31 protein-coding genes are annotated in these 25,662 nt (G+C 63.3%); 5 read left to right on the forward strand and 26 right to left on the reverse strand.

Annotated elements, in window-relative coordinates; all coding sequences use genetic code 11:
- Positions 1 to 78: 78 nt before the first annotated feature.
- The 13 genes from phnP to phnC all read right to left on the reverse strand — a co-directional run bounded on the left by phnP (position 79) and on the right by phnC (position 10,518).
- Positions 79 to 828, reverse strand: coding sequence for a phosphonate metabolism protein PhnP (gene phnP / locus A462_RS17865; RefSeq protein ID WP_003210610.1), 750 nt, complete (start codon positions 826 to 828; stop codon positions 79 to 81).
- On the reverse strand, positions 819 to 1,382 hold the full coding sequence (phnN, locus tag A462_RS17860) for a phosphonate metabolism protein/1,5-bisphosphokinase (PRPP-forming) PhnN (protein ID WP_003210611.1): 564 nt from the start codon (positions 1,380 to 1,382) through the stop codon (positions 819 to 821). The genes phnP and phnN overlap by 10 nt, the downstream gene beginning before the upstream one ends.
- Positions 1,382 to 2,527 (reverse strand): alpha-D-ribose 1-methylphosphonate 5-triphosphate diphosphatase, encoded by a 1,146-nt coding sequence (locus tag A462_RS17855; RefSeq protein WP_008434759.1) that lies wholly within the window; start codon positions 2,525 to 2,527, stop codon positions 1,382 to 1,384. Before A462_RS17855 ends, phnN begins: the two co-directional genes overlap by 1 nt.
- Entirely contained in the window at positions 2,517 to 3,236 is a 720-nt protein-coding gene (phnL, locus tag A462_RS17850) for a phosphonate C-P lyase system protein PhnL (RefSeq protein ID WP_008434762.1), read from the reverse strand. The genes A462_RS17855 and phnL overlap by 11 nt, the downstream gene beginning before the upstream one ends.
- Entirely contained in the window at positions 3,236 to 4,045 is an 810-nt protein-coding gene (gene phnK, locus A462_RS17845; protein ID WP_085984643.1) for a phosphonate C-P lyase system protein PhnK, read from the reverse strand. Before phnK ends, phnL begins: the two co-directional genes overlap by 1 nt.
- Positions 4,006 to 4,872 (reverse strand): alpha-D-ribose 1-methylphosphonate 5-phosphate C-P-lyase PhnJ, encoded by an 867-nt coding sequence (locus tag A462_RS17840; RefSeq protein ID WP_008434764.1) that lies wholly within the window; start codon positions 4,870 to 4,872, stop codon positions 4,006 to 4,008. The genes phnK and A462_RS17840 overlap by 40 nt, the downstream gene beginning before the upstream one ends.
- The gene (locus tag A462_RS17835; RefSeq protein ID WP_008434767.1) at positions 4,865 to 5,941 is read right to left on the reverse strand and encodes a carbon-phosphorus lyase complex subunit PhnI; all 1,077 of its coding nucleotides are present in this window, start codon (positions 5,939 to 5,941) and stop codon (positions 4,865 to 4,867) included. Before A462_RS17835 ends, A462_RS17840 begins: the two co-directional genes overlap by 8 nt.
- Positions 5,941 to 6,531: a phosphonate C-P lyase system protein PhnH gene (gene phnH, locus A462_RS17830; RefSeq protein WP_008434769.1), complete on the reverse strand. Its 591-nt coding sequence runs from the start codon at positions 6,529 to 6,531 to the stop codon at positions 5,941 to 5,943. Before phnH ends, A462_RS17835 begins: the two co-directional genes overlap by 1 nt.
- Entirely contained in the window at positions 6,531 to 6,968 is a 438-nt protein-coding gene (gene phnG, locus A462_RS17825; RefSeq protein ID WP_003210619.1) for a phosphonate C-P lyase system protein PhnG, read from the reverse strand. Before phnG ends, phnH begins: the two co-directional genes overlap by 1 nt.
- An 11-nt stretch (positions 6,969 to 6,979) precedes the next feature.
- A complete protein-coding gene (gene phnF, locus A462_RS17820) occupies positions 6,980 to 7,684 on the reverse strand; it encodes a phosphonate metabolism transcriptional regulator PhnF (RefSeq protein WP_023659262.1) in 705 nt (234 codons plus the stop codon).
- 35 nt (positions 7,685 to 7,719) lie between these two features.
- Entirely contained in the window at positions 7,720 to 8,502 is a 783-nt protein-coding gene (phnE, locus tag A462_RS17815; protein ID WP_003210621.1) for a phosphonate ABC transporter, permease protein PhnE, read from the reverse strand.
- 148 nt (positions 8,503 to 8,650) lie between these two features.
- Positions 8,651 to 9,652: a phosphonate ABC transporter substrate-binding protein gene (gene phnD / locus A462_RS17810; protein WP_003210622.1), complete on the reverse strand. Its 1,002-nt coding sequence runs from the start codon at positions 9,650 to 9,652 to the stop codon at positions 8,651 to 8,653.
- A gap of 32 nt (positions 9,653 to 9,684) precedes the next feature.
- A complete protein-coding gene (phnC, locus tag A462_RS17805; protein ID WP_003210623.1) occupies positions 9,685 to 10,518 on the reverse strand; it encodes a phosphonate ABC transporter ATP-binding protein in 834 nt (277 codons plus the stop codon).
- Between the two features lie 394 nt (positions 10,519 to 10,912).
- Here phnC and A462_RS17800 point away from each other — a divergent pair, with 394 nt between their 5' ends.
- Positions 10,913 to 11,335, forward strand: coding sequence for an NUDIX hydrolase (locus tag A462_RS17800; protein WP_008434774.1), 423 nt, complete (start codon positions 10,913 to 10,915; stop codon positions 11,333 to 11,335).
- A 127-nt stretch (positions 11,336 to 11,462) separates the two neighbouring features.
- Here the strand turns inward: A462_RS17800 and A462_RS17795 are convergent, their stop codons facing one another.
- The gene (locus A462_RS17795; protein ID WP_032899322.1) at positions 11,463 to 12,359 is read right to left on the reverse strand and encodes a LysR family transcriptional regulator; all 897 of its coding nucleotides are present in this window, start codon (positions 12,357 to 12,359) and stop codon (positions 11,463 to 11,465) included.
- A 135-nt stretch (positions 12,360 to 12,494) separates the two neighbouring features.
- On the opposite strand from A462_RS17795, the gene A462_RS17790 reads away from it, so the two are divergent.
- Positions 12,495 to 13,694, forward strand: coding sequence for an MFS transporter (locus A462_RS17790; RefSeq protein ID WP_085984644.1), 1,200 nt, complete (start codon positions 12,495 to 12,497; stop codon positions 13,692 to 13,694).
- Positions 13,695 to 13,879: 185 nt separating this feature from the next.
- Here the strand turns inward: A462_RS17790 and A462_RS17785 are convergent, their stop codons facing one another.
- The 10 genes from A462_RS17785 to ccmA form a co-directional block, all read right to left on the reverse strand.
- Complete coding sequence (locus A462_RS17785) at positions 13,880 to 14,272, reverse strand: hypothetical protein (protein WP_008434777.1); 393 nt, start codon at positions 14,270 to 14,272, stop codon at positions 13,880 to 13,882.
- 15 nt (positions 14,273 to 14,287) lie between these two features.
- Positions 14,288 to 15,478 (reverse strand): c-type cytochrome biogenesis protein CcmI, encoded by a 1,191-nt coding sequence (gene ccmI / locus A462_RS17780; RefSeq protein ID WP_008434779.1) that lies wholly within the window; start codon positions 15,476 to 15,478, stop codon positions 14,288 to 14,290.
- Positions 15,471 to 15,944, reverse strand: a complete 474-nt coding sequence (locus A462_RS17775) for a cytochrome c-type biogenesis protein (protein WP_003210629.1) — start codon at positions 15,942 to 15,944, stop codon at positions 15,471 to 15,473. Before A462_RS17775 ends, ccmI begins: the two co-directional genes overlap by 8 nt.
- Positions 15,941 to 16,477: a DsbE family thiol:disulfide interchange protein gene (locus A462_RS17770; RefSeq protein ID WP_008434782.1), complete on the reverse strand. Its 537-nt coding sequence runs from the start codon at positions 16,475 to 16,477 to the stop codon at positions 15,941 to 15,943. Before A462_RS17770 ends, A462_RS17775 begins: the two co-directional genes overlap by 4 nt.
- Positions 16,474 to 18,462: a heme lyase CcmF/NrfE family subunit gene (locus A462_RS17765; protein ID WP_008434784.1), complete on the reverse strand. Its 1,989-nt coding sequence runs from the start codon at positions 18,460 to 18,462 to the stop codon at positions 16,474 to 16,476. Before A462_RS17765 ends, A462_RS17770 begins: the two co-directional genes overlap by 4 nt.
- Before the next feature lie 3 nt (positions 18,463 to 18,465).
- Positions 18,466 to 18,921 (reverse strand): cytochrome c maturation protein CcmE, encoded by a 456-nt coding sequence (gene ccmE / locus A462_RS17760; protein ID WP_008434786.1) that lies wholly within the window; start codon positions 18,919 to 18,921, stop codon positions 18,466 to 18,468.
- Positions 18,918 to 19,094, reverse strand: coding sequence for a heme exporter protein CcmD (gene ccmD / locus A462_RS17755; protein WP_008434788.1), 177 nt, complete (start codon positions 19,092 to 19,094; stop codon positions 18,918 to 18,920). The genes ccmE and ccmD overlap by 4 nt, the downstream gene beginning before the upstream one ends.
- The gene (locus A462_RS17750) at positions 19,091 to 19,846 is read right to left on the reverse strand and encodes a heme ABC transporter permease (protein ID WP_008434790.1); all 756 of its coding nucleotides are present in this window, start codon (positions 19,844 to 19,846) and stop codon (positions 19,091 to 19,093) included. Before A462_RS17750 ends, ccmD begins: the two co-directional genes overlap by 4 nt.
- A gap of 85 nt (positions 19,847 to 19,931) precedes the next feature.
- A complete protein-coding gene (gene ccmB, locus A462_RS17745) occupies positions 19,932 to 20,600 on the reverse strand; it encodes a heme exporter protein CcmB (protein WP_003210635.1) in 669 nt (222 codons plus the stop codon).
- Positions 20,597 to 21,178 carry a cytochrome c biogenesis heme-transporting ATPase CcmA gene (gene ccmA / locus A462_RS17740; RefSeq protein ID WP_238544232.1) on the reverse strand — a complete coding sequence of 194 codons (582 nt, stop codon included), beginning with the start codon at positions 21,176 to 21,178 and terminating at the stop codon, positions 20,597 to 20,599. The genes ccmB and ccmA overlap by 4 nt, the downstream gene beginning before the upstream one ends.
- A 252-nt stretch (positions 21,179 to 21,430) precedes the next feature.
- Here ccmA and fliK point away from each other — a divergent pair, with 252 nt between their 5' ends.
- The 3 genes from fliK (at position 21,431) to A462_RS17725 (ending at position 24,731) form a co-directional block, all read left to right on the forward strand.
- On the forward strand, positions 21,431 to 23,014 hold the full coding sequence (gene fliK / locus A462_RS17735; protein ID WP_032899324.1) for a flagellar hook-length control protein FliK: 1,584 nt from the start codon (positions 21,431 to 21,433) through the stop codon (positions 23,012 to 23,014).
- Positions 23,011 to 23,340 (forward strand): EscU/YscU/HrcU family type III secretion system export apparatus switch protein, encoded by a 330-nt coding sequence (locus tag A462_RS17730; protein ID WP_003210638.1) that lies wholly within the window; start codon positions 23,011 to 23,013, stop codon positions 23,338 to 23,340. The genes fliK and A462_RS17730 overlap by 4 nt, the downstream gene beginning before the upstream one ends.
- Positions 23,341 to 23,567: 227 nt before the next feature.
- The gene (locus A462_RS17725; RefSeq protein WP_008434798.1) at positions 23,568 to 24,731 is read left to right on the forward strand and encodes a hypothetical protein; all 1,164 of its coding nucleotides are present in this window, start codon (positions 23,568 to 23,570) and stop codon (positions 24,729 to 24,731) included.
- A 33-nt stretch (positions 24,732 to 24,764) separates the two neighbouring features.
- Here A462_RS17725 and A462_RS17720 read toward each other — a convergent pair whose 3' ends face one another.
- Together A462_RS17720 and A462_RS17715 are read right to left on the reverse strand one after the other, a co-directional pair.
- On the reverse strand, positions 24,765 to 25,160 hold the full coding sequence (locus A462_RS17720; protein WP_008434800.1) for a DUF2802 domain-containing protein: 396 nt from the start codon (positions 25,158 to 25,160) through the stop codon (positions 24,765 to 24,767).
- Positions 25,161 to 25,646 (reverse strand): chemotaxis protein CheW, encoded by a 486-nt coding sequence (locus A462_RS17715; protein WP_003210641.1) that lies wholly within the window; start codon positions 25,644 to 25,646, stop codon positions 25,161 to 25,163.
- Positions 25,647 to 25,662 lie beyond the last annotated feature (16 nt).

A 25,662-nucleotide genomic window follows, 5' to 3' on the forward strand; every position in this document is an offset into this window, starting at 1 on the left:
ACAAAGATACATCCACTCAAACTTTTCATCCAAATCCACCGGCGATCAGGACCTCACCGCTTGACATAACTTCCCACGCTAAATCACCCGCCCATCCCAGCCCACCGTCACATGCCGCGGCAGCTCCCGCCGATGCTGCAACAACCACGCATCCAGCGTATGCCCCACATGGGTCAGCACCCCCAACTGCGCACCCACCTCCTCAATACACTGCAATGCCAGCGTCAGGTCATTGTGATTGCGCGGTGCCTGCGGCTGCGGCGGCATGGAGCAATCGAGTACCAGCACATCCAGCGGCTCGCGTTGCAGCCAATCGCGGGTGGCGGGTGGCAGGCCGACGGTGTCGGTAAGGTAGGCAATGCGCCGCCCTTCACCTTCCAGCAGATACCCCAGGGTGGGCTTGGAATGCAGCAGCGGTAACGCGGTGACGCTCAGTTCACCCAACCGGCGGGTTTCAAACTCGGCAAACGGCTGGCTGAAATCGAGGATGCCGGGGTGTTTGTACAGGTCGGACAACCCTTCCGGATCCACCGGCCCATGCACCGGAATCACCAGCCCCTGGCCCCAGCGCAGATGCAGCAGACCCTGGGCATGATCGGCATGGTAATGGGTCTGGAGAATCCCGTTGAAGCTGCGCGGCGGGAAGCGCTCGGTGAGGTCGGGCAACCCGCTGTCGATCAACCAGCGCTGGTCGCCACACTCGATCAATGCGCTGCATGGGCGGCGGCGCAGGCTCTGGTCATGGCGGGCCAGGCCACAGGCGGCGCACTCACAGCCATACACCGGCACTTGCCGCGCATCGCCGGTGCCCAGCAGTGTCAGGCGCATGCGGGTTGCCCGTCGAGGCAGCCCAGCAAGCGCTCGACCGTGTGTTCCAGGTGGCCGGAATTGTCGAGCAGGAACACATCTGCAGCAGCGCTCAAACCCTCGGCGAATCGCGCATTGCGCGCCAGGCGCAGATCAATATCCGCCAGGGATTCGCGACCCCGCGCCAACAAGCGCTGGCGCAACACCCCTTGGTCTACCGTCAGCAGCACCACCAGCAGGTTCGGGTAACGCAGCCGGGTTTGCGCCAGATGGCCGCGGGAGCCGTTGACCAGCACATCGTGCCCCGCCGCCAGCCACTCATCGATTTCCCGTGGGATGCCATAGGACAACCCGTTGGCGTGCCAGCTGAGGGCAAATGCGCCCTCGGCCTCCATTGCGGCAAACTGCGCCGGGCTCACACCCTGCGCGGCTTCGCCCACCGCTTCCGCCGAGCGGGTGATGACCCGCCGCACAATGCGGCAGCCACGCTCGGCCAGACGCGGTCGTGCGGCATCCAGCAGGCTGTCCTTGCCCGAACCCGATGGTCCGATGAGATAGATCAACCTGCCTGCCATCAAAACACCCTCTTCGCTTGTCGCCACACTTGTTGGACCACGGGCAGTCCGTCGCGGCTCCTGGCTTGCACCAGGTCGGCCCGCAGACCCGTGGCGATTTCGCCGCGATCGCTGAGGCCCGCCGCGTGCGCGGGCGCCAGGCTGATCATCCTGATTGCCCGCGACAGATCGCCGCCATCCTGTTGATCGGCCAGCACGAACGCCGCCTGCAACAGGCTGGCCGGGTAGTAGTCACTGGAAAGTATATCCAGCAATCCTTCGGCGGCCAGGCCGGCGGCGGCCACATTACCCGAGTGGGACCCGCCACGCACCACGTTCGGCGCGCCCATCAGAACTTTCATGTTCAGTTGCCGGCAGCCACGGGCGGCTTCCAGGGTGGTGGGGAATTCGGCGATGGTCATGCCGTAGCGCGCCGACTCCTCGACGTGAGCCAGGGTCGCATCGTCATGGCTGGCCACCGACAGGCCGCGTTCCAGGCAATGCTCGACGATCGCGGCGCGGTAGCGGTCGCTGTACTCCCTGGAGTTGGCCATTTGCAGCTTGATGAACGCGTCCATGGTCTCGTCGTTCAGGTGGTACTTGCCCATGTAGTACTCACGGTACTTGGATTCAAGCACGAACTGGCGCTGGCCCGGCGAGTGGTCCATCACTGACACCAACTGCACCAACGGGTTTTCCACCAGGTCGCGGAACACGCTCAGGGTGTCGGGGTGGCACAGCTCGCAGCGCAGGTGCAGGTGGTGTTCGGCGCGGGTCAGGCCGGCGCTTTCTGCTGCCGCGATGGCATTGAGCATCGCCGGCAGTTTCTGCATGCGGTTGCCCTTGGGGTTCACGTCGCCGATGGACACCGCGTCGAACACCGTGGTGATGCCGGCCGCGATGATCTGCGCATCATGGCTGAGCACCGCCGAGGTCGACGGCCAGTCCACGCCGGGGCGCGGGGTCATGTGTTTTTCCAGGTTGTCGGTGTGCAGTTCCACCAGGCCCGGCAACAGGAAATCCCCGTCAAGGTCCTGGGCCTGGGGCAGTTGGCTGCGGCCTTCGGCGATGTCGACGATCAGCCCGTCACGCAGCACGATGCTGCCAAGGAACATGCGATCAGCCGTCACCAGCCGGGCATTACTGAGGATCTGTTCAGCGGGCATGGGCGTATTCCTCTTGGGCAACAGGCGCTGGGGTCATGTCGAAATGGCGGTCTGCGACCGCTTCACGGGCGGCGCGGTCGTGGAAGATGCCGATCAAGGCCGCGCCGGCAGCCTTGGCTTCGTTCATCAGTTCCAGCACCACCTGGCGGTTGCTGTCGTCGAGGGACGCGGTGGGTTCGTCCAGCAGCATCACCGGCCAATCCACCATGAAGCCGCGGGCGATGTTGACCCGCTGTTGCTCGCCGCCGGAGAACGTACCGGGCGCCAGCTGCCACAGGCGTTGCGGGATATTCAGGCGGGTCAGCAGATGCTCGGCGCGCGACTGTGCATTGGCCTTCGACCAGCCACGGGCCAGGGCGGGCTCCATCACCACATCCAGGCAGGCCACCCGCGGGATCACCCGCAGAAACTGGCTGACGTAGCCCAGGGTCTGCTGGCGCACCTGCAACACCTCACGCGGCTCGGCACCAACCAGCTCCAGCCATTCGCCAAGGTGCTGTACCCGGATGCTGCCGCCCGCCGGCAGATAGTTACCGTACAGGGTGCGCAGCAACGTGCTTTTACCGGCGCCGGACTGGCCATGCAGCACCAGGCACTCACCGCCTTTCACACTGAACTCCACCCCGCGCAGCACGTTCAGCACCACGCCGTTCTGCTGGTGCAAGGTGAAGGTTTTCGAGAGGTCACGGACCTCGATCAAGGCATTCATCATGGCTGCAATACCGAAGACACCAGCAGTTGAGAGTAAGGGTGCTGTGGATCGTCGAGGATCTGGTCCGTCAGCCCGGTTTCCACCACGCGGGAACGGCGCATCACCATCAGGCGGTCGGCCAGCAGGCGCGCCACGGCGAGGTCGTGGGTCACGATCACCACCGCCAGATCCAGCTCGCGAACGAGGCCGCGCAGCAGGTCGAGCAAGCGCGCCTGTACCGACACGTCCAGGCCGCCGGTGGGTTCGTCCATAAACACAAGGCGCGGGCTGGAGACCAGGTTGCGGGCGATTTGCAGGCGTTGTTGCATGCCGCCGGAGAAGGTCCGGGGCAAGTCGTCGATACGCTGCGGGTCGATTTCCACCTGGCCCAGCCAGTCGAGGCCGGCGCCACGCAGTTGCTCATAGTTGCGCACGCCCTGGGCCATCAGGCGCTCGCCGATATTGGCGCCGGCAGAGACCCCCATGCGCAAACCGTCCCGTGGGTTTTGCTCGACAAAGCCCCATTCGGTGCGCAGCAAGGTGCGGCGTTCGGCTTCGCTGGCGCTGTACAGATCCAGCCATTCACCGTCCTTGCCGCGATAGCCGATGTGGCCGGCCTGCGGTGGCAGACGCCCGCTGAGCAGCGAGAGCAAGGTGGACTTGCCTGAGCCCGACTCACCAACAATCCCCAACACTTCACCGGGGTACAAATCGAAGCTGACGTCCTGGCAGCCCTTCTCTTCCCCGTACAACAACGACAGGTCACGCACTTGCAAAAGAGGCTGGCTCACTGGTTGTTCTCCTTGACCCGTTGGGCGCAGTACCAGGTGTCGGAACACACAAAACTCTGGGTACCGGCGTCGTCGAGAATCAGCTCATCGAGGAACGATTCATGGCTGCCGCAGATCGCGCAGGTGTGTTCCCACTTCTGCACTTCGAACGGATGGTCTTCAAAGTCGAGGCTGGTGACCTGGGTGTACGGCGGCACCGCGTACAGGCGCTTTTCGCGACCGGCACCGAACAGCATCAGCGCCGGGCTCATGTCGAGTTTCGGGTTGTCGAATTTCGGGATCGGCGAGGGGTCCATCACGTAGCGCTCATCCACCATCACCGGGTAGGCGTAGCTGGTGGCGATATGGCCGAAGGTGGCGATGTCCTCGTAGAGCTTTACGTGCATCACCCCGTAGTCATTCAGGGCGTGCATGGTGCGGGTCTCGGTTTCCGACGGTTCGATAAAACGCAGCGGCTCCGGGATCGGCACCTGGTAGACCATGATCTGATCGGCCTGCAACGGGGTTTCCGGGATGCGGTGGCGGGTCTGGATCACCGTGGCGTCCGGGGTGCTTTCGGTGGTGGCGACGCCCGCCGTACGGGCGAAGAAGCGGCGGATCGACACGGCGTTGGTGGTGTCGTCGGCGCCCTGGTCGATCACCTTGAGCACGTCGTCAGCCCCCAGGATCGCGGCGGTCAGTTGCATGCCGCCGGTGCCCCAACCGTAAGGCAGCGGCATCTCGCGGCCACCGAACGGCACCTGGTAACCGGGGATCGCCACGGCCTTGAGCAAGGCGCGGCGGATCATGCGTTTGGTCTGCTCGTCGAGGTAGGCGAAGTTGTACGCCGGGTCACGCGCAGGCGCTTGAGTCAGGTCATTCATGGCGGGTGCCCTCGGCCGGTTGGCGCAGTTTGCGGATCAGTTCCAGCTCGGACTGGAAGTCCACGTAGTGAGGCAATTTGAGGTGGGAAACGAAGCCCGCCGCCTCGACGTTGTCGCAGTGGGACAGCACGAATTCTTCCTGCTGGGCCGGCGAGACGATCTCTTCGTTGAACTCATTGGCCCGCAGCGAGCGGTCCACCAGGGCCATGCCCATCGCCTTGCGCTCGGCATGCCCGAATGCCAGGCCGTAGCCCCGGGTGAACTGCGCCAGCTCGGTGGCCGAGCCGACGAACTGGTTGACCATCTCGCACTCGGTGACTTCGATGCTGCCCAGGCAGATCGGGAAACCCAGCTCTTCCGGGTCGATCCACACCTCCACATCGCCGATGCGAATCTCGCCGGCGAACGGGTGGTTGCGGCCGTAACCACGTTGGGTCGAGTATCCCAGTGCCAGCAGGAAACCTTCGTCGCCACGGGCCAGGGCTTGCAGGCGCTGGGCGCGGTTGGCCGGGTATTCCAGCGGGTCGCGGGTGATGTCGGCGACGCTGCCGGTGTCGTCGGATTCGTTCTTGATCAGCCCTTCCTTGGCCAGCAGGCCGAGTACCCGCGGGCACGCTTCCAGAGTGGCATCCGGCGTGGTTTGCGGGCCGGGGTATTCACCTTCGGCCAGCAGCGCAAAGTCCAGCAGGCGGTGGGTGTAATCGAAGGTCGGGCCCAGCAGTTGCCCGCCCGGCACGTCCTTGAAGGTGGCCGACAAACGCCGACTCAGTGACATCTGCGCGGTATCGATCGGCAGGCTCGGGCTGAAGCGCGGCAACGTGGTGCGGTAGGCCCGCAGCAGGAAGATCGCTTCCACCAGATCCCCCGCCGCTTGCTTGATCGCCAGTGCAGCCAACTCCGTGTCGTACAGCGAGCCTTCGCTCATCACTCGCGCGACCGCCAGCGGCAGTTGCTCGCGGATCTGCTCCACGCTCAGTTCCGCAATGGAAGTATCGCCCCGGCGTTTTTTCGCCAGCAGGCGGTGGGCATTGTCGATGGCCTGTTCGCCACCCTTGACGGCTACGTACATCAGGCATGCTCCTGTGGAATTCGGGTGCTGCGTGGCAGGCCGATCAGGTGATGGCCGGCGGCGAACAACACGTCCAGGCCACGGGGAAACGTCTCGCGGCGTTGACGTTCCAGCCAGAATGCTTGAGGCACCGGCAGGTTGACCTGACGCTGGGTCTTGATCCCCGGACCGCGCCAGTTCAAGGCGCGACCGGCTTCCAGGTCGGTCAACTGGACCAGCAAGGTGCAGGACTGATCCGGGTAGCGGTCATTGCCGTGGTCGAAGCCGCTGAGGTCGAGCAAGTCCTGTTCACCGAGCAAGGCGAACGCGGCCTCTTCCCGGTTGGCGGTCAGCGGGCAGCCGCAGTGGAAGGACAGGTTGGCGCGGATCAGCGGCGTGTCGAAGCACGGCGCCAGCCAGAGCGGTGTGTCCATATCCAGCAGCGCCAGGCACAGCGCATAGGTAGCGGGCGCCAGGCCTTCAAGGCTGGGGGCCGCGGGCAAGGACTGGATCAGGCCGGGCTCGGCGAGGGCCTTGAGGGCCCCGCGAAAACCGCGCTGGGCGTCCAGCACCGGGTCTACAAAGGCCGGTTGCAAGCGTTGGGCATTCATCAGTTTTCTCCTCGAACCAGGGTGAAGAACTCGACCTTGGTGGCGGCGGTGTCGGCCTCTTTTTGCGCCCGGCGCTCGGCCTGGGCGTTGGCCAGTGCGCCGATCAGGTCGCTGAGCCAGGGGCTCGGGTGTGCGCCCTGCAAATGCGCATCCGCCAGGGCCGCCAGTTCGGCATGGACCTTGTCGCGCCCGGCCAGGTAGCTGTAGCCGGTGCGCCCGTCTGCCAGGCGCACCACGCAGCGGGTCACGCTCATTTCGCCGAGGTTGAACGGCGCGCCATTGCCGCCCATGCGGCCACGCACCAGGGTCATGCCGATTTCCGGGGCGCGGATCAGTTGGTAATCCACGTCGCGCAAGGCGTCTTCATGGGGCAGCAATTCACTGCGAAAGGCGCGGGCGAGCACGCCGATCCAGTGTTGACGCGGGGACAGGTTCATCGGGGTCTCCATCAGGTCACCACTTGGTACTGGAAGCGATCCGAACGGCTGGTGGACTGCGCCAGCTCCACCGGGCGGCCGTCGCGATCGCGGGAAAGGGTGAATACGGTGAGCGCCGGCAAGTGCCGGGGCATCATCAGCAGTGCGGCTTCGTCGCGGTTGGGCAAACGCGCGCCGATCAGGCTTTGGGTACGGGTCAACGGCATGTCGCGCTCACGCAGGTAGTGGCGCAGCGAGCCGCCGTTGTAGTCCGCCAGCAGCGGCGCATGGCTGGCGCAGTAACGGTGGCGGATCAGGCTGACCGGCTGGTGGTCGAGCTTGCGCAGGGTTTGCAGCTCGATCATCGGCGCCATCTCGGCGATGCCCAGTTGCTGGGCCTCTTCGCGGCTGGCAAAGCAGTAGCGGCGCTTGAGCAGCATCGCTTCCACGCCCACGCCTTGGGCCGACAAGGACTGGCTGTAGGAGGTCTCGGCGCCCATCGGGTAAATCAGCGGGCGGTCCAGCACCTGGGTGCCCTTGCCCTGGCGGCGCAACAGGCTGCCTTCGAACACCAGCTCGTCGATGGCGCGGCGCAGGGTGTGGCGGTTGACGCCGAAGCGTTCAGCCAGTTGCACCTCGCCCGGCAGGAATTCACCGGCCTGGTAGCTGCTCAGTTCGCGGCGCAGGATGTCAGCGAGTTCGCGGTACACCGGCTCATCTTGTCTAGACAACTGCATGCTTAAAAAAAGCGCCCTGGGGCACCCCTCCGACGTCAGATGAACTGCTTGCGCAGGCGTTGGGACAGCACGTCGATACAGCTCACCACCACGATGATCACCAGCAGCACCGCGCAGGTCTGCACGAACTGGAACGCGCGGATGTTCTCCCAGAGGATCACGCCGATCCCGCCGGCACCGACCATCCCCACCACCGTCGCCGAACGCACGTTGGCCTCGAAGCGGTAGAGCGCGTAGGACACCCACAGCGGCATCACTTGCGGGATCACGCCGTAGATCACTTCCTGCAAGGCACTGGCACCGGTGGCTCGCACACCTTCAACGGGGCCCGGGTCGATGGCTTCGACGGCTTCGGCAAACAGCTTGGCGAGGACCCCGGTGGTGCTGATCCACAAGGCTAGGACACCGGCAAAAGGACCGAGGCCGACGGCGACCACGAACAACATCGCGAACACCATTTCGTTGATCGAACGGAAGGCGTCCATCACCCGGCGCAGCGGCTGGTGAATCCACCATGGGGTGATGTTGTCGGCGCACAGGATGCCCAGGGGCACCGAGCAGACGATCGCCAGCACCGTGCCCCAGAGGGCGATTTGCACGGTGACGATCATCTCCTTGAGGTAGGAGCGCCATTCGTGGAAGTCCGGCGGGAAGAAGTCGGCGGCGAAGGTCGCCATGTTTCCGGAATCGCGGTACAGCGCCAGCGGGTTCATCTCGGCGCCGTGCCAGGCCCAGGCCAGCAGGATCAGGAACAGGCCCCAGCCCAGGTATTGCGGCCAAGTCCTTTTGCCCACTGCTTCAGCATGCAAGGTAGTCATGGGTCACTCTCGGTGTAGGGTTGGAACTGGGCTTAATGTGGGAGCGGGCTTGCTCGCGAATGCGGTGACTCAGTCGCCGGATGCGTTGAATGACACACCGTATTCGCGAGCAAGCCCGCTCCCACATGAACCCGATTCCTACAGGGGGTTAGCCGTTGGCTGCGGTCTTCTTGTCTAGTTCGGTGATGCGCTCTTGCAGCTTGGCCAGGTCGGCGTCGATGTCGGCAAGCTTCCTGGCCTTGTCAGCCGCTTCCAGCTTGTCGTCGGCGCTGATGGTGGTGCGCTGCTTGAACAGCTCCAGTTGGCGGATCGGCAACAGCTGGTCGTCGCTGGACTTGAGGAACTTGCCCAGTTGCATGTTCTTCAGCACGGCCTTCTCTTCGTCGGTGTCACCGTAGTTGGCGAAGAAGTCGCGGATCTTGGTCTTCTCGCTGTCGCTCAGGGCCTTGCTCCACACCATCGGGTCGGCCGGGATCAGCGGCGACTTCCAGATCACCTTGAGCATGGCGGCCTTGTCCGGCTGGGTGACTTCCAGGCGGTCCCAGCTTTCGGTGTTGAAGGTGGCGACGTCCAACTGCCCCTTGGCCACGCTCAATGCGTTGACTTCATGGCTGGAGTTGAGGGTGCGCTTGAAGGCGGTGGCGGCGTCGACGTGGTTCTTGGCGAACACGTAGTAGCCGGGTACCAGGTAGCCCGAAGTGGAGTTCGGGTCACCGTTGCCGAAGGTCAGGTTCTTGGCGTTCTTGAGCATGTCATCGACGTTGTTGATCGGGCTGTCCTTGCGCACGATCAGCACGCTCCAGTAACCGGCAGCCCCGTTGGCGGCGGCGGTCTGGGCGAAGATTTCGCCGTTGGAACGGTCCACCGCTTCCATCGCGGCCTTGTTGCCCAGCCAGGCCACGTCGACTTTGTTGAAGCGCATGCCCTGGATCAGGCCGGCGTAGTCGGAAGCGAAGGTGGCGTTGATGGTGAGGCCGGTCTTCTTGTGCATGTCATCCAGGAAGGGCTGCCAGATGCTCTTGAGGTTCTGCGAAGACTCGGTGGACATGATGCCGAAATTGATCGCCTTGTCGGCGGCCTGGGCAGTGCCCATGGCCACGCTGGCAAGCAGCACGGCAGACAGAAACACATGACCGATACGGTTCAACATGGAGAGGATTCCTGTGGGTCGTTAGTAAGGTTTCAAGCGCGGGCCAGGGCCAACCGTGCGGGGACGACGGGTGTGCGGGTCTGGTCGGAAAACATCAGGCTGGTGTCCACATCGGCACCGTACAAATCGTTGAGGAACTGGCTGCTCAGCTCGCTGGCCTGGCCATCGAAGTGAATCCGCCCGCCCTTGAGCGCCACGGCTCGGGGGCAATAACGCATGGCGTAATCGACTTGGTGCAGGGTGACCACCACGGTCTTGCCGTCGCGGCCGTTGATGTCGGCGAGGATCTCCATGACCTTGCGCGCCGACTCTGGGTCCAGGGAGGCGATGGGTTCATCCGCCAGGATCACTTCGGCGCGTTGCGTCAAAGCGCGGGCGATTGCCACGCGTTGCTGCTGGCCGCCGGACAAGGTGGAGGCGCGCTGGCTGGCCAGGTCTGCCAGGCCGACGCGGGCCAGGGATTCCATGGCGAACTGTTTTTCCTCGGCATTGAACAACCCGAGGTTGCCGCGCCAGCGCGGCATGCGGCCCAGGCAACCGAGCAGTACGTTGTCGAGCACGCTCAGGCGGTTGACCAGGTTGAACTGCTGGAAGATGTAGCCGATGTCGGCGCGCAGGCGCCGCACCTTGCCATTCAACCGCCCGCTGGCCTGCACTTCCCGGCCCAGCACCTTGACGCTGCCGCCGTTGCTCTTGTCGCAACAGGCCAGGCCCGCGAGGTGGCGCAGCAAGGTGGACTTGCCGGAGCCGGAAGCGCCAATCAGCGCGACCATCTCACCGGTGGCAACGGTGAGTTCGAGGTCGACCAGCGCGGATTTCTTCGCAAAGGTCTTGTTCAGATGATCGACATGGATAGCTGGAGTCATGGGCTTCTCTGTCTGGTTGAACAGCCATCCGTGGCTGCGTTTGAGTTCAAACGACAGTAGGCGCGGGCTGTGTCAGCCCTATGACTTGCACATGACTGGAGTAAAACCGTTTGATGAAGGTTTGATGAAAGGTTGGAAGTAGCTGTAGGACGTTGATCGTTCCCAACGCTCTGCGTGGGAATACCGCCTCGGACGCTCTGCGTCCATTGAAGTCTTGCGCAGTGGTGACGCGGAGCGTCACGGGATGCATTCCCACGCAGAGCGTGGGAACGATCCATACCTAACCTGTGGCGAGGGAGCTTGCTCCCTCGCCACAAGGTCTTCGCCCGGCATTGGAAATGTGCCGGACTGTGGTGCAATAGCTGGCCGCCAATATGTGCAAAAGGACAACGTGATGGGAAAAGACAAGGCATGTCCGGTCATCCTGCGAACCCGCCAATCCCTGGAAATCCTCGCCTTCAAACACCCACTGGCAGGTCTTCAACTGGTCAAGGGCAGCGTGGAGCCTGGCGAAAGTACCGAGGTTGCGGCAGTTAGAGAGTTGCTTGAAGAGGCCGGGATAACCGGCAAGGTGATACGTGACCTGGGCACTTGGCACTCAGCGTCCACGGGGCATACATGGGCCTTTCATCAATGCCTGATCCCTGAAGACCTGCCAGATACCTGGACCCATTTTGCAAAGGATGATGGCGGCCACGAGTTCCAGTTCTTCTGGCCCCCGCTGGCGAGCGAACCGTCAGAAGAGTGGCATCAGGTGTTTAAAGATGCCCTGGAGTTTCTAAAGCCGCGCCTTGCCGAGATCCAACTGGCAACGTAAATCCAATGTGGGAGCCGGGCTTGCCCGCGATAGCGGTGGATCAGCAACAGTTTCAAAACCTGATACACCGCTATCGCAGGCAAGCCAGCTCCCACATTTTGATTCATCAGGTCCAAATTCGTCGGTGTTATTGAGCGATGCGGGCGCGCAATCGCGGCATCACAAAATCCAGAAACGCCCGCAGCTTCAGCGGCAACGGCGACTGACCTTTGTGCACCAGGCTAATGGGCAGCGGTGCCGACTCGAACGCCTCAATTACCACCGCCAACGCCTCTTCCCGCAGCGCATCCGCCACCTGATACGACAACACCCGAATCACCCCCACTCCTAACGTCGCCGCTGCAATCGCTGCTTCTGCGGTGTTCACCGACAACCGCGAATGCACCGGTACCGAGAGCCCGGTTTTACCTGCGCCAAATCCCCACGCCCCTTGGGACGCCAGCACTTCGAAGGTGATGCAGTCATGCCCCGCCAAGTCCTGGGGCTCAGCGGGTATGCCGCGAGCGGCCAGGTATGCCGGGCTGGCGCACACCACCCGCCGCACCGCGCCCACCTGCATGGCCTTGAGCGAGCTGTCGGGCAACTCGCCAATGCGCACCGCGACGTCGCAGTGTTCTTCCATCAGGTGCACGACGCGGTCGGTGAGGATCAGGTTGATGTCGATCTCCGGGTACTGCGCGAGGAATTCCGCCACCACCGGCACGATGTGCAGCCGCCCGAAGACCACTGGCGCGGTAACGACCAGTTCGCCCCGGGGCTGGGAATATTCGCCAGTGGCCGCGCGCTCGGCCTCGCTGATGTCTTCAAGAATGCGCCGGCACGCGTCGAGGTAAGAGGCGCCCGCATCGGTCAACGACAGCTGGCGCGTGGTGCGGTGCAGCAGGCGGGTTTTCAGGTGCGTCTCAAGTTCAGCCACCTTGCGGCTGACGCTGGCCAGCGGCATGTCGAGGCGCCGCGCCGCAGCGGTCAGGCTGCCTGCATCAACCACGGCAACGAAGATGGACATGGATTCAAGACGGTTCATGGCAACCTATCAAATTTTGGAAGGATGATTCCAAATCCTAGGGGATTATCCTGCCAAGCGCGAGTGCGTAACGTTGGCCACTCATCTCCTTCCCGGAGATCTGCATTGAAGGAGAGCGCCGTGAGTGGCCTGCCGATGACATCCCAACCTTCCACAGCGCCTGCGGTCGCGCCGCGCGGCAAGATCATCATGATGGCGGTGATCGCCGGCGCGGTGATTACCAATATTTACTGCACCCAGCCGATCCTGCCGCTGATCGCTTCGGACATGGGCGTGGACGTGACCACCGTGGATCTGGTGGCCGGTTCCGCCCTGCTGGGTTTTGCTACCGGGCTGGCGTTGCTGCTGCCGATGGGCGACCGTTTTGAACGCCGCAAGCTGGTGCTGGGGCAGATCGCCCTGGCGTTCTGTTTCGCCCTGGCGGCGGCGTTTTCACCGGGCATCTGGGCGCTGATCGGGGCGTCTTTCGGCTTGGGGATTGTGAGCTGTGTACCGCAGCAACTGGTGCCGTTCGCGGCGGTGATGTCGCAGCCCCACGAACGCGGGCGCAATGTGGGCACGGTGGTCAGCGGGATCATGGTCGGCATCCTGCTCGGGCGCACGATCGCCGGCGTAGTCGGTGAGGCTTATGGCTGGCGGGCGGTGTACGCGATGGAGGCGGCCTTCATGATCCCGGTGTGGATCGGTGCCGCCAGGCTGCTGCCACAAGGCGTGCCGAGCACCAACCTGTCCTACCCTCGCCTGCTGACTTCGCTGTGGCCGCTGATGCGCGACAACAGCCCGATTCGCCAATCAATGATGGTGCAGGCGTTGTTGTGGGCTTGCTTCAATGCGTTTTGGGTGAATCTGGCAGCACTGTTGGCTCATGGGCCATGGCAATTGGGCAGTGCCTGGGCCGGTGGCTTCGGGATTATCGGTGCGGCGGGTGCGTTGGCGGCGTCGCTCGGTGGGCGGGCTTCCGACAGGCTGGGTTCGCGCAAGGTGATTGGGGCGAGTATCGGGATTGTGACCTTGGCGTTCCTGCTGCTGGCGGGTGCCGAGACTTCGATTATCTTGCTGGTGCTGGGGGTGATCGTGCTGGATATCGGCGTGCAGTCGGGCCTGGTTTCCAACCAGACCCGGGCGTTTGCAGTGGACCCGAAAGCCCAGGGCCGCATCAATAGTTTGTACATGACGGCGACGTTTTTTGGCGGTGCGGTGGGGGCGACAGTCAGCGGCTGGTTAATGGCGCGGTTGGGCTGGATGGGGATTGTGGAGTTTGGGGTGATGCTGGGGGTGATTGCCGGGGTGATCCACTGGACAAGCGCGCCCAGGCAGACTGAGGAGCTGACGTAATTTCAAATCAAACGAGATTCAAAATGTGGGAGCGGGCTTGCTCGCGAATACGGTATATCAGTGCCCGATTTGTTGGCTGACACGCCGTATTCGCGAGCAAGCCCGCTCCCACATTTGAGCTTTGTTGTTGGGTGGACTGTATTCCAAACCAGCCATGAAAAAGGCGACCCGAAGGTCGCCTTTTTTCATTGCGCGTACTGCTTGCTCAACCCCGGCGGTACGCCATGGACATCGGTCTCTTCCCAAGGCCCGTTCGGGCTGATGGACCGGCTCCAGCCGTTGCTCCAGCGGTAGTAGGTGCGCTGGCGGTAGAACGTATCCGGCTGTTCGTCCAGCACGTACACCTGCATCTTCCCGTCCCAGTGACTGGCCGCACCCGGTGGCGGTGCGAAGGTCGGCGAGGAGCTCGGCACCGGCTTCGACGGTTTGATCACCGGGCTCGAGGGCTGGGTGCTCGGCTGGGTCGACGGCCCTGTCGGTGGAATAGTCGGCCCGGTAGGCGACGGAGGCCGATGGACCGCACAAGCACTCAACCCCAGTACCAGGCTGAGCAGGGTGATACGTGCGATAGCGGTCATGGGCATTTCCTCGAATTATTGGTCCGGACTGTCGATGGTCAGCTGCTGCAGCGCAGTGGTGCTGCTGGCCAGGGGTTGGCTGCGGCCGATCCACTCGCCAGCTGTGGGAACACCTGCCCGGGATATGCGCGCAACCAGTTGGACTTCGGGAAAGTTGGACAGTTTCAACTGCGGCATCATCGCGTCGCTGTCGCCCAGCTCGACGGTGATCGGCAGGTCGGCCACGGTCACGCGTTTGGCGGCCAGGGGCGCCGGCGGGCCTTTGACGGCACGGGCGAAGATGAACACGCTGTCGGTCGGCGAGGCCTTGGCCTTCACATCGGCGGCCAGGTCCACCCGCACTTGCATCTGTTTTTCTGCCTTCACGGGCGCCACGCCGCCGCTCTCCTTGAGCTTCTCGGCGGCCCGATCGATCCCGCCTTGCAGCGCGGCACGGGAATTGTCGTCCGGTGGCAGTTGCGCCAGCAGGCGGTTCCAGTAGTCGATCGCTTCCTGATAACGCTGGCCTTCAAAGGCGGCGATGCCCAGCAGGCCGAGGCTGGTGACTTCTTTCGGATCAAGTTTCAGTGCTTCGTCGGTCAGGGCCTGGACCTTGGGCGACCACTGTTTGTTGTCGGCAAAGTACTGGGCCTGGGCCCACTGGCCGAGCAACTCGGGCTGGCGACCGGCCAGGGCCACGGTGCGCTCGAAGACTTTGGCCGCATCGGCGGAACGGTCCTGGGCCATGTAGGCGCGACCGAGGAAATACAGGCCTTCCGGCGAGTCCGGCTGGGCCGCTGCGGCGCGCTCCAGGCGGCGGGTCATGTCTTCCATGGACACCGGCGGCTGGGAGAATTCGCGGGTCAGTTCGACCTTGTCGCTGGCACCGTAATGCAGGTACAGCGCCACGCCCAGCACCGGCACCAGAAACGCCGCGAGCAACGGCAACGGTTTGCCGAGGCGCGATTCCCGGGGCTTTTCCACACCCTCGGTATCCGCCAGCAACTCACGGGCCGCTTCAGCGCGACCGCTGTCCAGTTGGGCCGCATCCAGCACGCCTTCGGTCTGCTGGGTTTGCAGTTCCGCCACGCGTTCCTGGTACAGCGCCACGTTCAATGCAGTGCGATCCTCTTCACGCTGGGCACGGCGGCCGCGTAACACCGGGATCAGCAGGAAACTCAAGGCAATCAGAAGCAGCAGACCTGCTGCGAGCCAGAAATCAATCATCAGTTTTTTTGTCCAGCAGTTGGTCGAGGCGTTGACGCTCATCGACGGAAAGCGAGTCCGAGCCATCGGCCGGGGCGACACGACGGCGGCGCACAATCACCGCCATAACGACTAAGCCTGTGAGCAACAACCCGGCGGGGCCGAACCACAGCAGCGCTGTCTTGCCGGTGAGCGCCGGCTTGTAGCGCACGAAGTCACCGTAGCGGTCGACCATGAAGTCGATGATCTGCTGATTGTCCTTGCCCTCGCCGAGCATGCGGAAAATCTCTTTGCGCAGGTCGGCGGCGATCGGTGCGTTGGAGTCGGCGATGTCCTGGTTCTGGCACTTGGGGCAGCGCAGCTCCTTGGTCAGCTCGCGAAAACGCTCGCGGTCTCCGTCCTTGGCAAATTCGTAAGTGTCGATGGCGGCGTGGGCCACGCCGACCATGCTCAAGCCCAACACAGCGGCGGCTAACCAACGCTTCATGGCTTGGCCTCATCCACCAGCGCCTGGTACTTGGCGGCCAGTTGCTCGCGCCACACCACTTCGTCGATCACGCCCACGTACTTGTCGCGGATCACGCCCTTGGCGTCGATGAAGAAGGTTTCCGGAGCGCCGTACACACCAAGGTTCAGCCCGAGGTTGCCGTCTTCGTCGCGGATATCCAGCTGGTACGGGTTGTGGAATTCAGCCAGCCACTTCAGGGCGGCAGCATTGTCGTCCTTGTAGTTGATGCCGTAGATCACCACGCCCTTCTCCGCCAGCTTGTTCAGCACCGGATGCTCCACGCGGCAGGAAATGCACCAGGTGCCCCACACGTTGACCAGTGCCGGCTTGCCCAGCAAGTCAGCCTGAGTCAGGGTCTTGTCGCCCTGCACGGTCGGCAGCGAGAACGCCGGAAATGGCTTGCCGATCATTGCCGACGGCAGCTCGGCCGGGTCCAGGTACAGCCCGCGATACAGGAACACCGCCACCACCAGAAACGCCGCCAGCGGTAACACCATCAACCAACGCTTCATACTGGCGCTCCTTGCAGACCGAGGGCTTCACGCACCCGGCTCTTGACCTTGACCCGGTAGCGCCGGTCCATCGCTGCCAGCAAACCACCGAAGCCGGTGAGCAGGCCGCCGAACCAGATCCAGCGCACAAACGGTTTGACGTGGACCCGCACGGCCCAGGCGCCATCGCCCAACGGTTCACCCAGGGCGACGTAGAGGTCGCGGGTGAAACCGGCGTCGATCCCGGCTTCGGTCATCATCGAGCTTTGTACGGTGTACAGGCGTTTTTCCGGGTGCAGCACCGCCACTTCCTTGCCGTTGCGCACAACGCGTACGGTGCCTTTGTCGGAGGTGAAGTTCGGCCCTTCGAAGTGCTTGGCGCCTTCGAAAATGAAGTGGTAGCCGGCCAGGTCCATGGACTCGCCGGGGGCCAGGCGCAGGTCGCGCTCGGCGCTGTTCTGGCTGGACAACACCACACCCAGGGCGCACACGGCGATGCCGATGTGGGCGACCTGCATGCCCCAGTAACTGCGGGTCATGGTCGGCAAGCCTTTGATCAAACCTTTGTGGCGGGTCTTGTCGATCAGGTCGCGTACACCGGCCAGCAATACCCAGGCCGCGAGCATGAAGGTGGCAAGCACGGCCCAGTTGAAGTCGCCGTAGGCAATACCGGCGATCACGGCCAGCGCGGCGCTGCCGAGCAGTACCGGGGTGAGCATGCCCACCAGCCATTTCACCGGGGTGTCTTTCCAGCGCACCAGTACGCCGACCGCCATCACCACCATCAGCAGCGCCATCAACGGGATGAACAGCGCGTTGAAGTACGGCGGGCCGACGGACAGCTTGGCGCCGCTCAGGGCATCCAGCACCAGCGGGTACAGGGTACCGAGCAGAATCATCGAGGCCGCCACCACCAGCACCAGGTTATTGCCCAGCAGCAGGGTTTCCCGGGACCAGAGGTTGAAGCCCACGTGGCTCTTGACCACTGGCGCACGCAGGGCGAACAGCGTCAGCGAACCGCCGACCACGAACAGCAGGAAGATCAGGATGAACACGCCGCGCTCCGGGTCGGAGGCAAACGCGTGCACCGAGGTCAGTACGCCGGAACGCACCAGGAACGTACCCAGCAGGCTCAGGGAAAACGCGGCGATGGCCAGCAACACGGTCCAGCTTTTGAACACGCCGCGTTTTTCCGTGACTGCCAGCGAGTGAATCAGCGCGGTGCCCACCAGCCAGGGCATGAAGGAGGCGTTTTCCACCGGGTCCCAGAACCACCAGCCGCCCCAGCCGAGTTCGTAGTAGGCCCACCACGAGCCCAGGGTGATGCCGATGCCGAGGAATGCCCAGGCGACGATGGTCCACGGCCGCGACCAGCGCGCCCAGGCGGCATCGAGACGCCCGCCGAGCAAGGCGGCGATGGCGAAGGCGAAGGCGACCGAGAAACCGACGTAGCCCATGTAGAGCATCGGCGGGTGCACGATAAGGCCGATGTCTTGCAGCAGCGGGTTGAGGTCGTGCCCGTCGACCGGGATCTGCGGCAGGATGCGGGTGAACGGGTTGGAGGTCATGATCAGGAACAGCAGGAAGCCGATGCTGATCATGCCCATCACCGCCAGCACCCGGGCCAGCATCACCTGCGGCAGTTGGCGGGAGAAGATCGAGACGGCAAAGGTCCAGCCGCCGAGGATCAATGCCCACAGCAGCAACGAACCTTCGTGGGCGCCCCACACGGCGCTGAACTTGTAGTACCAGGGCAAGGCGCTGTTGGAGTTATTGGCGACGTAGGCGACAGAAAAGTCGTCGGTCATGAAGGCGTAGGTCAGGCAACCGAAGGCGAATACCAGAAAGGCGAACTGGCCCCAGGCAGCCGGCTGGGCCAGGCTCATCCACAGGCGGTCACCGCGCCAGGCGCCCAGCAACGGGACCACGGCCTGGACGATGGCAAAGCACAGGGCGAGGATCATCGCCAGTTGGCCCAACTCCGGAATAAACAGTGCGGACGTCATGACTTAGCCCTCCTTGGCGGGGGTCGGGGCGGATTGGCCGCTGTCTTTGAGGGCCTTGGTGACTTCCGGCGGCATGTATTTTTCATCGTGCTTGGCCAGCACTTCGTCGGCCACTACCACGCCGTCGGCGTTGAGCTTGCCGAGGGCGACGATGCCCTGCCCTTCGCGGAACAGGTCCGGGAGGATGCCGCGGTAGGTGATGGTCACGGATTTGTTGAAGTCGGTGACGATGAACTTGACGTCCAGGGAGTCGCCGGAGCGTTGCAACGAGCCTTTCTCGACCATGCCACCGGCACGGATTCGGGTGTCCAGCGGCGCTTCGCCGTTGGCGATCTGGGTCGGGGTGTAGAACAGGTTGATGTTCTCCCGCAGGGCGCTCAGGGCCAGGGTCACGGCAATGCCGACACCGGCCATGATGGCCAGGATGATCAACAGACGCTTTCTACGCAGCGGATTCACTTTTCGGTCTCCCGGCGCAAACGACGCGCCTCTTGTTGCAGGTAACGCTTGCGGGCCAGGATCGGCGCGGCGACGTTGAGGGCCAGCACCGCCAGGCAAATGCCATAGGCCGTCCAGACGTACAGGGCGTGATGGCCCATGGCGAGAAAATCACTGAAAGAGTTGAAGCTCATCCACGGGCTCCCAGGCTGTTTTGTACTTCGGCCTTGACCCAACTGGTGCGGGCTTCACGCTTGAGCACTTCGAGGCGCATGCGCATCAGCAGCACGGCGCCGAAGAAGCAGTAGAACCCCAGCACCATCAGCAGCAGCGGCGCCCACATTTCCACGGGCATTGCCGGCTTTTCGGTGAGGGTGAAGGTGGCGCCCTGGTGCAGGGTGTTCCACCACTCCACCGAGTATTTGATGATCGGGATGTTGATCACGCCGACGATCGCCAGCACCGCGCAGGCCTTGGCGGCGCTGTCACGGTTGCTGATGGCGTTGCCCAGGGCAATCAGGCCGAAGTACAGGAACAGCAGGATCAGCATCGAGGTGAGTCGCGCATCCCATACCCACCACGAACCCCAGGTCGGCTTGCCCCAGATCGCGCCGGTGACCAGCGCCACGGCGGTCATCCAGGCACCGATGGGCGCGGCGCATTGCAGGGCCACATCCGCCAGTTTCATCTTCCACACCAGGCCGACGATGCCGCACACCGCCAGCATCACGTAGCAGGACTGGGCCAGCATCGCGGCAGGCACGTGGATGTAGATGATGCGAAAGCTGTTGCCTTGCTGATAGTCCGGCGGCGCGAAGGCCAGGCCCCAGACCAGGCCGATGCCGATCAGCAATACCGCGGCGATGCTCAACCACGGCAGCAGTTTGCCACTGATGCCGTAAAACCATTTGGGCGAGCCGAGCTTGTGAAACCAGGTCCAGTTCATGCTGTTTCCATCACGGTTGCTTCTCGTCGTTGCGAGAAGCTTAGGGTCTTTACTGGTTAAGGTTCTATCGCTTAACCAGACCTCATTATTCGCCGACGCTTATCTTCAGGCCAGCCGCTATAGCAAAGGGTGTCAGGGTTACCGCCAGGGCGGCCAGGCTGCCAAGCCACAGGAGGTAACCGGTCGCCGGCATGCCCTGGAGCGCGGCTTGCAACGCGCCGCTGCCCAGGATCAACACCGGGATATACAAAGGCAAGATCAGCAGGGCCAACAACAGGCCACCGCGTTTCAAACCGACGGTCAGTGCCGCACCTACGGCGCCCAGTAGACTGAGAACCGGCGTGCCAAGCAACAAGGAAAGGAGCAACACCGGCAGGCATTCGGTGGGCAACCCCAGCATCATCGCCAGCAGCGGCGCGAGCAATACCAGCGCCAGGCCGGAAAACGCCCAGTGTGCCAGTACCTTGGCCAATACCAGAAGTGGCAGGGGGTGCGACGAAAGGACCCACTGTTCGAGGGAACCGTCTTCAAAATCACTGCGAAACAGCCCGTCCAGCGAGAGCAGGACTGACAAAAGCGCCGCCACCCAGACCAGTCCCGGAGACAAGGTTTGCAACAGTTTAGTCTCGGGGCCCACCGCCAACGGGAACAGCGCGATCACAATCGCGAAGAACACCAGCGGGTTGGCCAATTCGGCCGGACGGCGACAGAGTAACCGCGCTTCGCGGGCGACCAACAGGGCAAATACGCTCATACCGCCCACCGGCCCAGGTCGAGGTCGCGGTAACCGGCGGGCATGCGCGTCAAGGTGTGGTGAGTGGTCAGGACAACCATGCCGCCCTGCTCGCAGTGCGCGGCAAGGTGTTCTTCCAATTGGGCAACGCCTTGTTTGTCGAGGGCGGTGAAGGGTTCGTCGAGAATCCATAGCGGCGGGCCGTCCAGATACAAACGGGCCAGGGCCACGCGGCGCTGCTGGCCGGCGGACAGGGTGTGGCAGGGAACGTCTTCGAAACCCTTGAGGCCAACCGCGGCCAGCGCCTGCCAGATCGTCTCGCGGCTGGCGGGATGATGCAGGGCGCTGAGCCAACTGAGGTTTTCTTCAGCGGTAAGCACATCCTTGATTCCGGCGGCGTGGCCGATCCAGATCAGGTTGCGCGCCAGCTCGGTGCGCTGCTCGTGCAACGGTTTGCCGTTGAGCCGCACTTCGCCCGCCGTCGGCTGCATCAGCCCGGCCAGCAGGCGCAACAGGCTGGTCTTGCCGCTGCCGTTGGGGCCGCTGACCTGCACCATGTCGCCGCCCGCCAGACGCAGTTCGAGGTGTTCGAACAGCATCCGCAGGTCACGTTCACAGGCGAGCGCTACGGCTTCTAGAAGAGGGCTGGTCAAGAGATCGCGGGCCTTTACGGTTCAAGTCGGCGGTGGAACGGCCGTTAAAGAGATGCACATTAACTGCTTTGGCGACCGTTTTTAGAGAGCTGGATCAATCAGTTGTGTTGTTTTTAACGCTCTCTTTGAAGACGGGCGGCATTATACATGTGATGCCCTACTCTAAAGAGGGCAATTTCCCCTGAGACGGCGCGCACGATGACCGGTGAGATCAATCTTCCCACGCTCCCCCCGACGCTTCCGGCCGGGCCTGCGCCCGCGCCTGCAGCGGGCGAGTTGCTGAAACTGCTGGAGCCGCAGACCGGCCTGATCGATCCCGGAAAAACCGTAAATGCCGAGGTGCTGGCACTGAAACAAGGCGGCGATGCATTTCAGTTGCTGCTCAAGCTGACCCTGGAAGGCGGCCGGCAAACCCTGGTGCAGGCCAGCAGCAGCCAGCCGCTGCCGCTGGGTACTCAGGTGGAAGTCAGCCAGACGCCGTCGGGCAATTTGTCCATCAGCCTGCAGCAGGCCCTGAGTTCCAGCGTCGCTGCGCTGACGCGTATCGATACCAGCCAGTTACCGGTGGGCACCCTGCTGCAAGGCAAGGTGCTGACCACCCAGGCGCTGCCACAGGGCGCCAACCAGCCGGTGGTGTATCGCTCACTGGTGTCGGTGCTCAATAACGTCCTCAGCGGCGCGACCCTGACCGTCGAAAGCCCGCAGCCCTTGCGCGTCGGCAGCCTGCTCAGCGCCGTGGTGCAAAGTGCGCAGACCTTGAGCTTTGTACCGCTGAGCGGGCGCCAGGACCAATTGGCCGTGGCCCAGCAACTCTCCACCCAGCAAAGCCGCCAGGGCTCGCTGGACGTGGTGTTCACCGCGCTGCAAAGCCTGCCGGCGACCAGCAGCGACAGCACCGGGGCCGACCTGCGCGCCGCCGCCGAGCGTTTGCTCGCCGGCCTGCCCGACCTGGCCCAGGCCAGCAACCCCAAGGTGCTGGCGCAACTGATCCAGAACAGCGGGACCTTCCTCGAAGCCAAGTTGCTGGCCGGGCAAAACCCGCAGATACCGCCGCTGGACATGAAAGGCGCGCTGCTGCGCTTCGTCGCCGACCTGCTGCCATCCCTGCCCGCCAGCACCAATCTGAATGCGATCCTCGCTGCCAACACCCTGGCGCAGTTGCTGCCCAGCTTCGTACGCAGCCCGCTGGGCACCCTCGGCCAGGTCGGCGCCAGGCAGGCGCCCGCAGGCTTTCCGCTGCCCGATCGGCTGATGCAACGCCTGGAAGGTGAAAGTGACCTGGAAAACCTGCTGCGCCTGGCCGCCGGGGCCATCTCCCGCCTGCAAAGCCATCAGCTGTCGAGCCTGGAGCAGACCGGTACCACCGCCGACGGCAAGCTCTTGACCACCTGGCAGCTGGAAATCCCCATGCGCACCTTGCAGGACATCGTGCCGTTGCAGGTCAAGTTCCAGCGGGAAGAACCGGCGCCCGACAAGGAACAGCCGGAACGCAAGGACAGCAAGGATCCCAAGCAAATGCTCTGGCGCGTGGAAATGGCGCTCGACATGGAGCCGCTCGGCCCGTTGCAGGTCCAGGCGCAACTGAGCCAGGGCAAACTGTCGAGCCAGTTGTGGGCGACCCGGCCCTTCACCGCCAGCCTGATCGAAAGCCACCTGGGCAGCCTGCGCGAGCGCCTGGTGTCGTCGGGACTCAACGTCGGCGACCTCGACTGCCACCTCGGTACCCCACCACGGGGCCCGAAAACCGGGCTTGAACAACGCTGGGTGGATGAAACCGCATGAAAAACCCCAACCCGCCCCGCCAGGCCATCGCCCTCAAATACGACGGGCAACAAGCGCCGACCCTGACCGCCAAGGGCGACGATGCCCTGGCCGAAGCCATCCTCAAGCTGGCCCGGGAGAACGAAGTCCCGATTTACGAAAATGCCGAGCTGGTCAAATTACTGGCACGCATGGAGTTGGGCGACAGCATCCCGGAAGAGTTGTACCGCACCGTCGCCGAGATCATCGCGTTTGCCTGGACGCTGAAGGGCAAGTTCCCGGTGGGCTACGACCCGGACGCGGGGCCGGTGGAGCGGGATGTGACGGAAAGAGGCGACGATTATTAAGGTGGGAGCCGGCTGATCGTTCCCACGCTCTGCGTGGGAACGCCGCCTCGGACGCTCCGCGTCCAACCGGCGCTGCAACGTTCAAGTCTTGCGCAGGGGTGACGCGGAGCGTCACGGGATGCATTCCCACGCAGAGCGTGGGAATGATCAGTTGCGGTGGGTGGTGTATAGCAATTATATCTTTCGAGGTATAGATTATCCCAAACCCGATAGTTCAGGATAAACCCATGAGCCCTACCCGCCCGATTCTCAGTCGAAGGCTACTCGCCGAAGCGCTCGCCCGTGATCTGGCAGGCGAGTCATTTGCCGACTACAGCTCCGGCATGTTCCTCGCGGCTCCGCGCCGTACCGGCAAGAGTACGTTCCTGCGCAACGACCTTATCCCCGAGTGCAAGGCCCGGGGCTGGCTGCCGGTGTACGTGGACCTGTGGATGAACCGTGAAGTCGACCCCGCCGAACTGATCTCCGGCGCCATCGGCAAAGCCCTGGGCGAGTTCGAAAGCGCAGTGAGCAAAGCGGCCAAGAAGGCCGGTATCGACAAGATCAGCCTGCTGCGCACCTTGAGTTGGGATTTCACCAAGCCTCAACTGCCCGCCGGCACCACGCTCAGCCACGCCCTGGACGTGCTGCACCAGGTCTCGGGGCAAATGATCGTGCTGATCGTGGACGAGGCCCAGCACGCCCTCAACAGCGAAGGCGGGGTGAACGCCATGTTCGCCCTCAAGGCGGCACGGGATCATCTCAACGGCAGCAGCACGGCCGATGGCCTGCGCCTGGTCTTCACCGGCTCCAGCCGGGACAAACTGGCCAACCTGGTACTCAAGAGCAAACAACCGTTCTTCGGCGCCCACATCACACCGTTCCCGCTGTTGAGCCGGGATTTCGTCGAGTTCGTGACGGACCTCTGGAACCAGCGCCTGGCCGCGACCAACCAGTTCAACCTGGAGGACATGGACTATGCCTTCCAGCTCGTTGGCCGGCGCCCGGAAATGCTCAACACACTACTGACCGAAGTGAGCGTGGGTCTTGGCGAAGCCAGCAACCTTGGCGAGTTGCTGAGGACCGGGGCACTCAATCACCAGGCCGGCATCTGGAGCGACTACGAGAGCGCCTACAACGACCTCTCGCCGCTGCAACAGGCGGTGCTCGAAGTGATGGGCGAACGAACCCTGGGCAAGCAGGCGTTCTCGCCTTTTGCGGAGAAAACCTTCCAGGATGTGAACCGCAAGCTGGAGCAGGCCCAGGTCGAGCCGAACGCCAGCACGCCAAACGTGCAGAAAGCACTGGAAGTGCTGCGGGAGAAGGAGTTGGTCTGGAAAGCCAACCGTGGTGAATATGCTTTGGAGGACTCGACCATGGCCGAATGGCTGAGCAACCGGCACCGGCTATAAGCTGCAAGCAATAGCGCTTGCAGCTCGTAACCTTCAGTTGTCCTTGTGCAACCGGCTCATCAACTGCGCTTCAGCCTGGGTCAACCCGCAGGATTGGGTCAGCTCATCCACCGTGGCGCCCATGCCCACCAGCTTCGCCGCCTGGGCGAATGAGAGGCTCGACGGGTCACGCTGCTCGAGTGCCGACAGCTTGTCCGGCAACGGCGCCAGCACCGAACGCAGCTCGTGCACTTCATCCCCCACACGCACCGCACTTTGCTGGAAGTGGTCGACCCGCTTGGCCAGTTCCAGGATCCGCCGGTCGCGCACAGCGTCGCGCTCGACTTGTCGAGTGGCCAATTCCCGTTGCTGGCGAACATAACGCAGCAGGAAGCCCAGGGTCCCGGCCCAAAGGATGGCCAGGACGATCACCGCTACCTCAAGAAACAATCAGATATTCTCCAGGTCCTGCCACTCTTCTTCGCTCATCATCTTGTCCAGCTCAACCAGAATCAGCAGTTCGCCGTTCTTGTTGCAGACACCCTGGATGAACTTGGCCGATTCTTCGTTGCCGACGTTCGGCGCAGTCTCGACTTCGGATTGGCGCAGGTAAACCACTTCCGCCACGCTGTCGACCATGATCCCGACCACTTGCTTGTCGGCTTCGATGATCACGATGCGGGTGTTGTCGTTGACTTCGGTCGGCACCAGGCCAAAACGCTGGCGGGTGTCGATCACGGTCACCACGTTGCCGCGCAGGTTGATGATGCCCAGCACATAGCTTGGGGCACCCGGAACCGGAGCGATTTCGGTGTAGCGCAGCACTTCCTGCACACGCATCACGTTGATGCCGTAGGACTCGTTGTCCAGCTTGAAGGTGACCCATTGCAGGATTGGATCATCCACCAGACCTTGTGCGGACACTGACTTGTTCATACTCCAGACCCCTTCA

This window comes from Pseudomonas sp. Ag1 (genome assembly GCF_000278565.1).
Lineage (GTDB): Bacteria > Pseudomonadota > Gammaproteobacteria > Pseudomonadales > Pseudomonadaceae > Aquipseudomonas.

Coding starts and splice junctions, on each gene's coding strand:
- ccmD (WP_008434788.1), bottom strand. CDS start 19,094: ATGAGCTTCAACTCTTTCAGTGATTTTCTCGCCATGGGCCATCACGCC.
- A462_RS17775 (WP_003210629.1), bottom strand. CDS start 15,944: ATGAAGCGTTGGTTAGCCGCCGCTGTGTTGGGCTTGAGCATGGTCGGC.
- phnL (WP_008434762.1), bottom strand. CDS start 3,236: ATGAATGCCTTGATCGAGGTCCGTGACCTCTCGAAAACCTTCACCTTG.
- A462_RS17855 (WP_008434759.1), bottom strand. CDS start 2,527: ATGCCCGCTGAACAGATCCTCAGTAATGCCCGGCTGGTGACGGCTGAT.
- ccmI (WP_008434779.1), bottom strand. CDS start 15,478: ATGATTGATTTCTGGCTCGCAGCAGGTCTGCTGCTTCTGATTGCCTTG.
- phnC (WP_003210623.1), bottom strand. CDS start 10,518: ATGACTCCAGCTATCCATGTCGATCATCTGAACAAGACCTTTGCGAAG.
- A462_RS17730 (WP_003210638.1), top strand. CDS start 23,011: ATGAAAAACCCCAACCCGCCCCGCCAGGCCATCGCCCTCAAATACGAC.
- phnE (WP_003210621.1), bottom strand. CDS start 8,502: ATGACTACCTTGCATGCTGAAGCAGTGGGCAAAAGGACTTGGCCGCAA.
- phnD (WP_003210622.1), bottom strand. CDS start 9,652: ATGTTGAACCGTATCGGTCATGTGTTTCTGTCTGCCGTGCTGCTTGCC.
- ccmB (WP_003210635.1), bottom strand. CDS start 20,600: ATGAGCGTATTTGCCCTGTTGGTCGCCCGCGAAGCGCGGTTACTCTGT.
- A462_RS17765 (WP_008434784.1), bottom strand. CDS start 18,462: ATGACGTCCGCACTGTTTATTCCGGAGTTGGGCCAACTGGCGATGATC.
- A462_RS17750 (WP_008434790.1), bottom strand. CDS start 19,846: ATGAACTGGACCTGGTTTCACAAGCTCGGCTCGCCCAAATGGTTTTAC.
- A462_RS17785 (WP_008434777.1), bottom strand. CDS start 14,272: ATGACCGCTATCGCACGTATCACCCTGCTCAGCCTGGTACTGGGGTTG.
- A462_RS17840 (WP_008434764.1), bottom strand. CDS start 4,872: ATGAATGACCTGACTCAAGCGCCTGCGCGTGACCCGGCGTACAACTTC.
- A462_RS17790 (WP_085984644.1), top strand. CDS start 12,495: ATGACATCCCAACCTTCCACAGCGCCTGCGGTCGCGCCGCGCGGCAAG.
- phnN (WP_003210611.1), bottom strand. CDS start 1,382: ATGGCAGGCAGGTTGATCTATCTCATCGGACCATCGGGTTCGGGCAAG.
- ccmA (WP_238544232.1), bottom strand. CDS start 21,178: ATGCTGTTCGAACACCTCGAACTGCGTCTGGCGGGCGGCGACATGGTG.
- fliK (WP_032899324.1), top strand. CDS start 21,431: ATGACCGGTGAGATCAATCTTCCCACGCTCCCCCCGACGCTTCCGGCC.
- A462_RS17800 (WP_008434774.1), top strand. CDS start 10,913: ATGGGAAAAGACAAGGCATGTCCGGTCATCCTGCGAACCCGCCAATCC.
- A462_RS17725 (WP_008434798.1), top strand. CDS start 23,568: ATGAGCCCTACCCGCCCGATTCTCAGTCGAAGGCTACTCGCCGAAGCG.
- A462_RS17795 (WP_032899322.1), bottom strand. CDS start 12,359: ATGAACCGTCTTGAATCCATGTCCATCTTCGTTGCCGTGGTTGATGCA.
- phnF (WP_023659262.1), bottom strand. CDS start 7,684: ATGCAGTTGTCTAGACAAGATGAGCCGGTGTACCGCGAACTCGCTGAC.
- A462_RS17770 (WP_008434782.1), bottom strand. CDS start 16,477: ATGAAGCGTTGGTTGATGGTGTTACCGCTGGCGGCGTTTCTGGTGGTG.
- A462_RS17715 (WP_003210641.1), bottom strand. CDS start 25,646: ATGAACAAGTCAGTGTCCGCACAAGGTCTGGTGGATGATCCAATCCTG.
- A462_RS17835 (WP_008434767.1), bottom strand. CDS start 5,941: ATGTACGTAGCCGTCAAGGGTGGCGAACAGGCCATCGACAATGCCCAC.
- phnH (WP_008434769.1), bottom strand. CDS start 6,531: ATGAATGCCCAACGCTTGCAACCGGCCTTTGTAGACCCGGTGCTGGAC.
- phnP (WP_003210610.1), bottom strand. CDS start 828: ATGCGCCTGACACTGCTGGGCACCGGCGATGCGCGGCAAGTGCCGGTG.
- phnG (WP_003210619.1), bottom strand. CDS start 6,968: ATGAACCTGTCCCCGCGTCAACACTGGATCGGCGTGCTCGCCCGCGCC.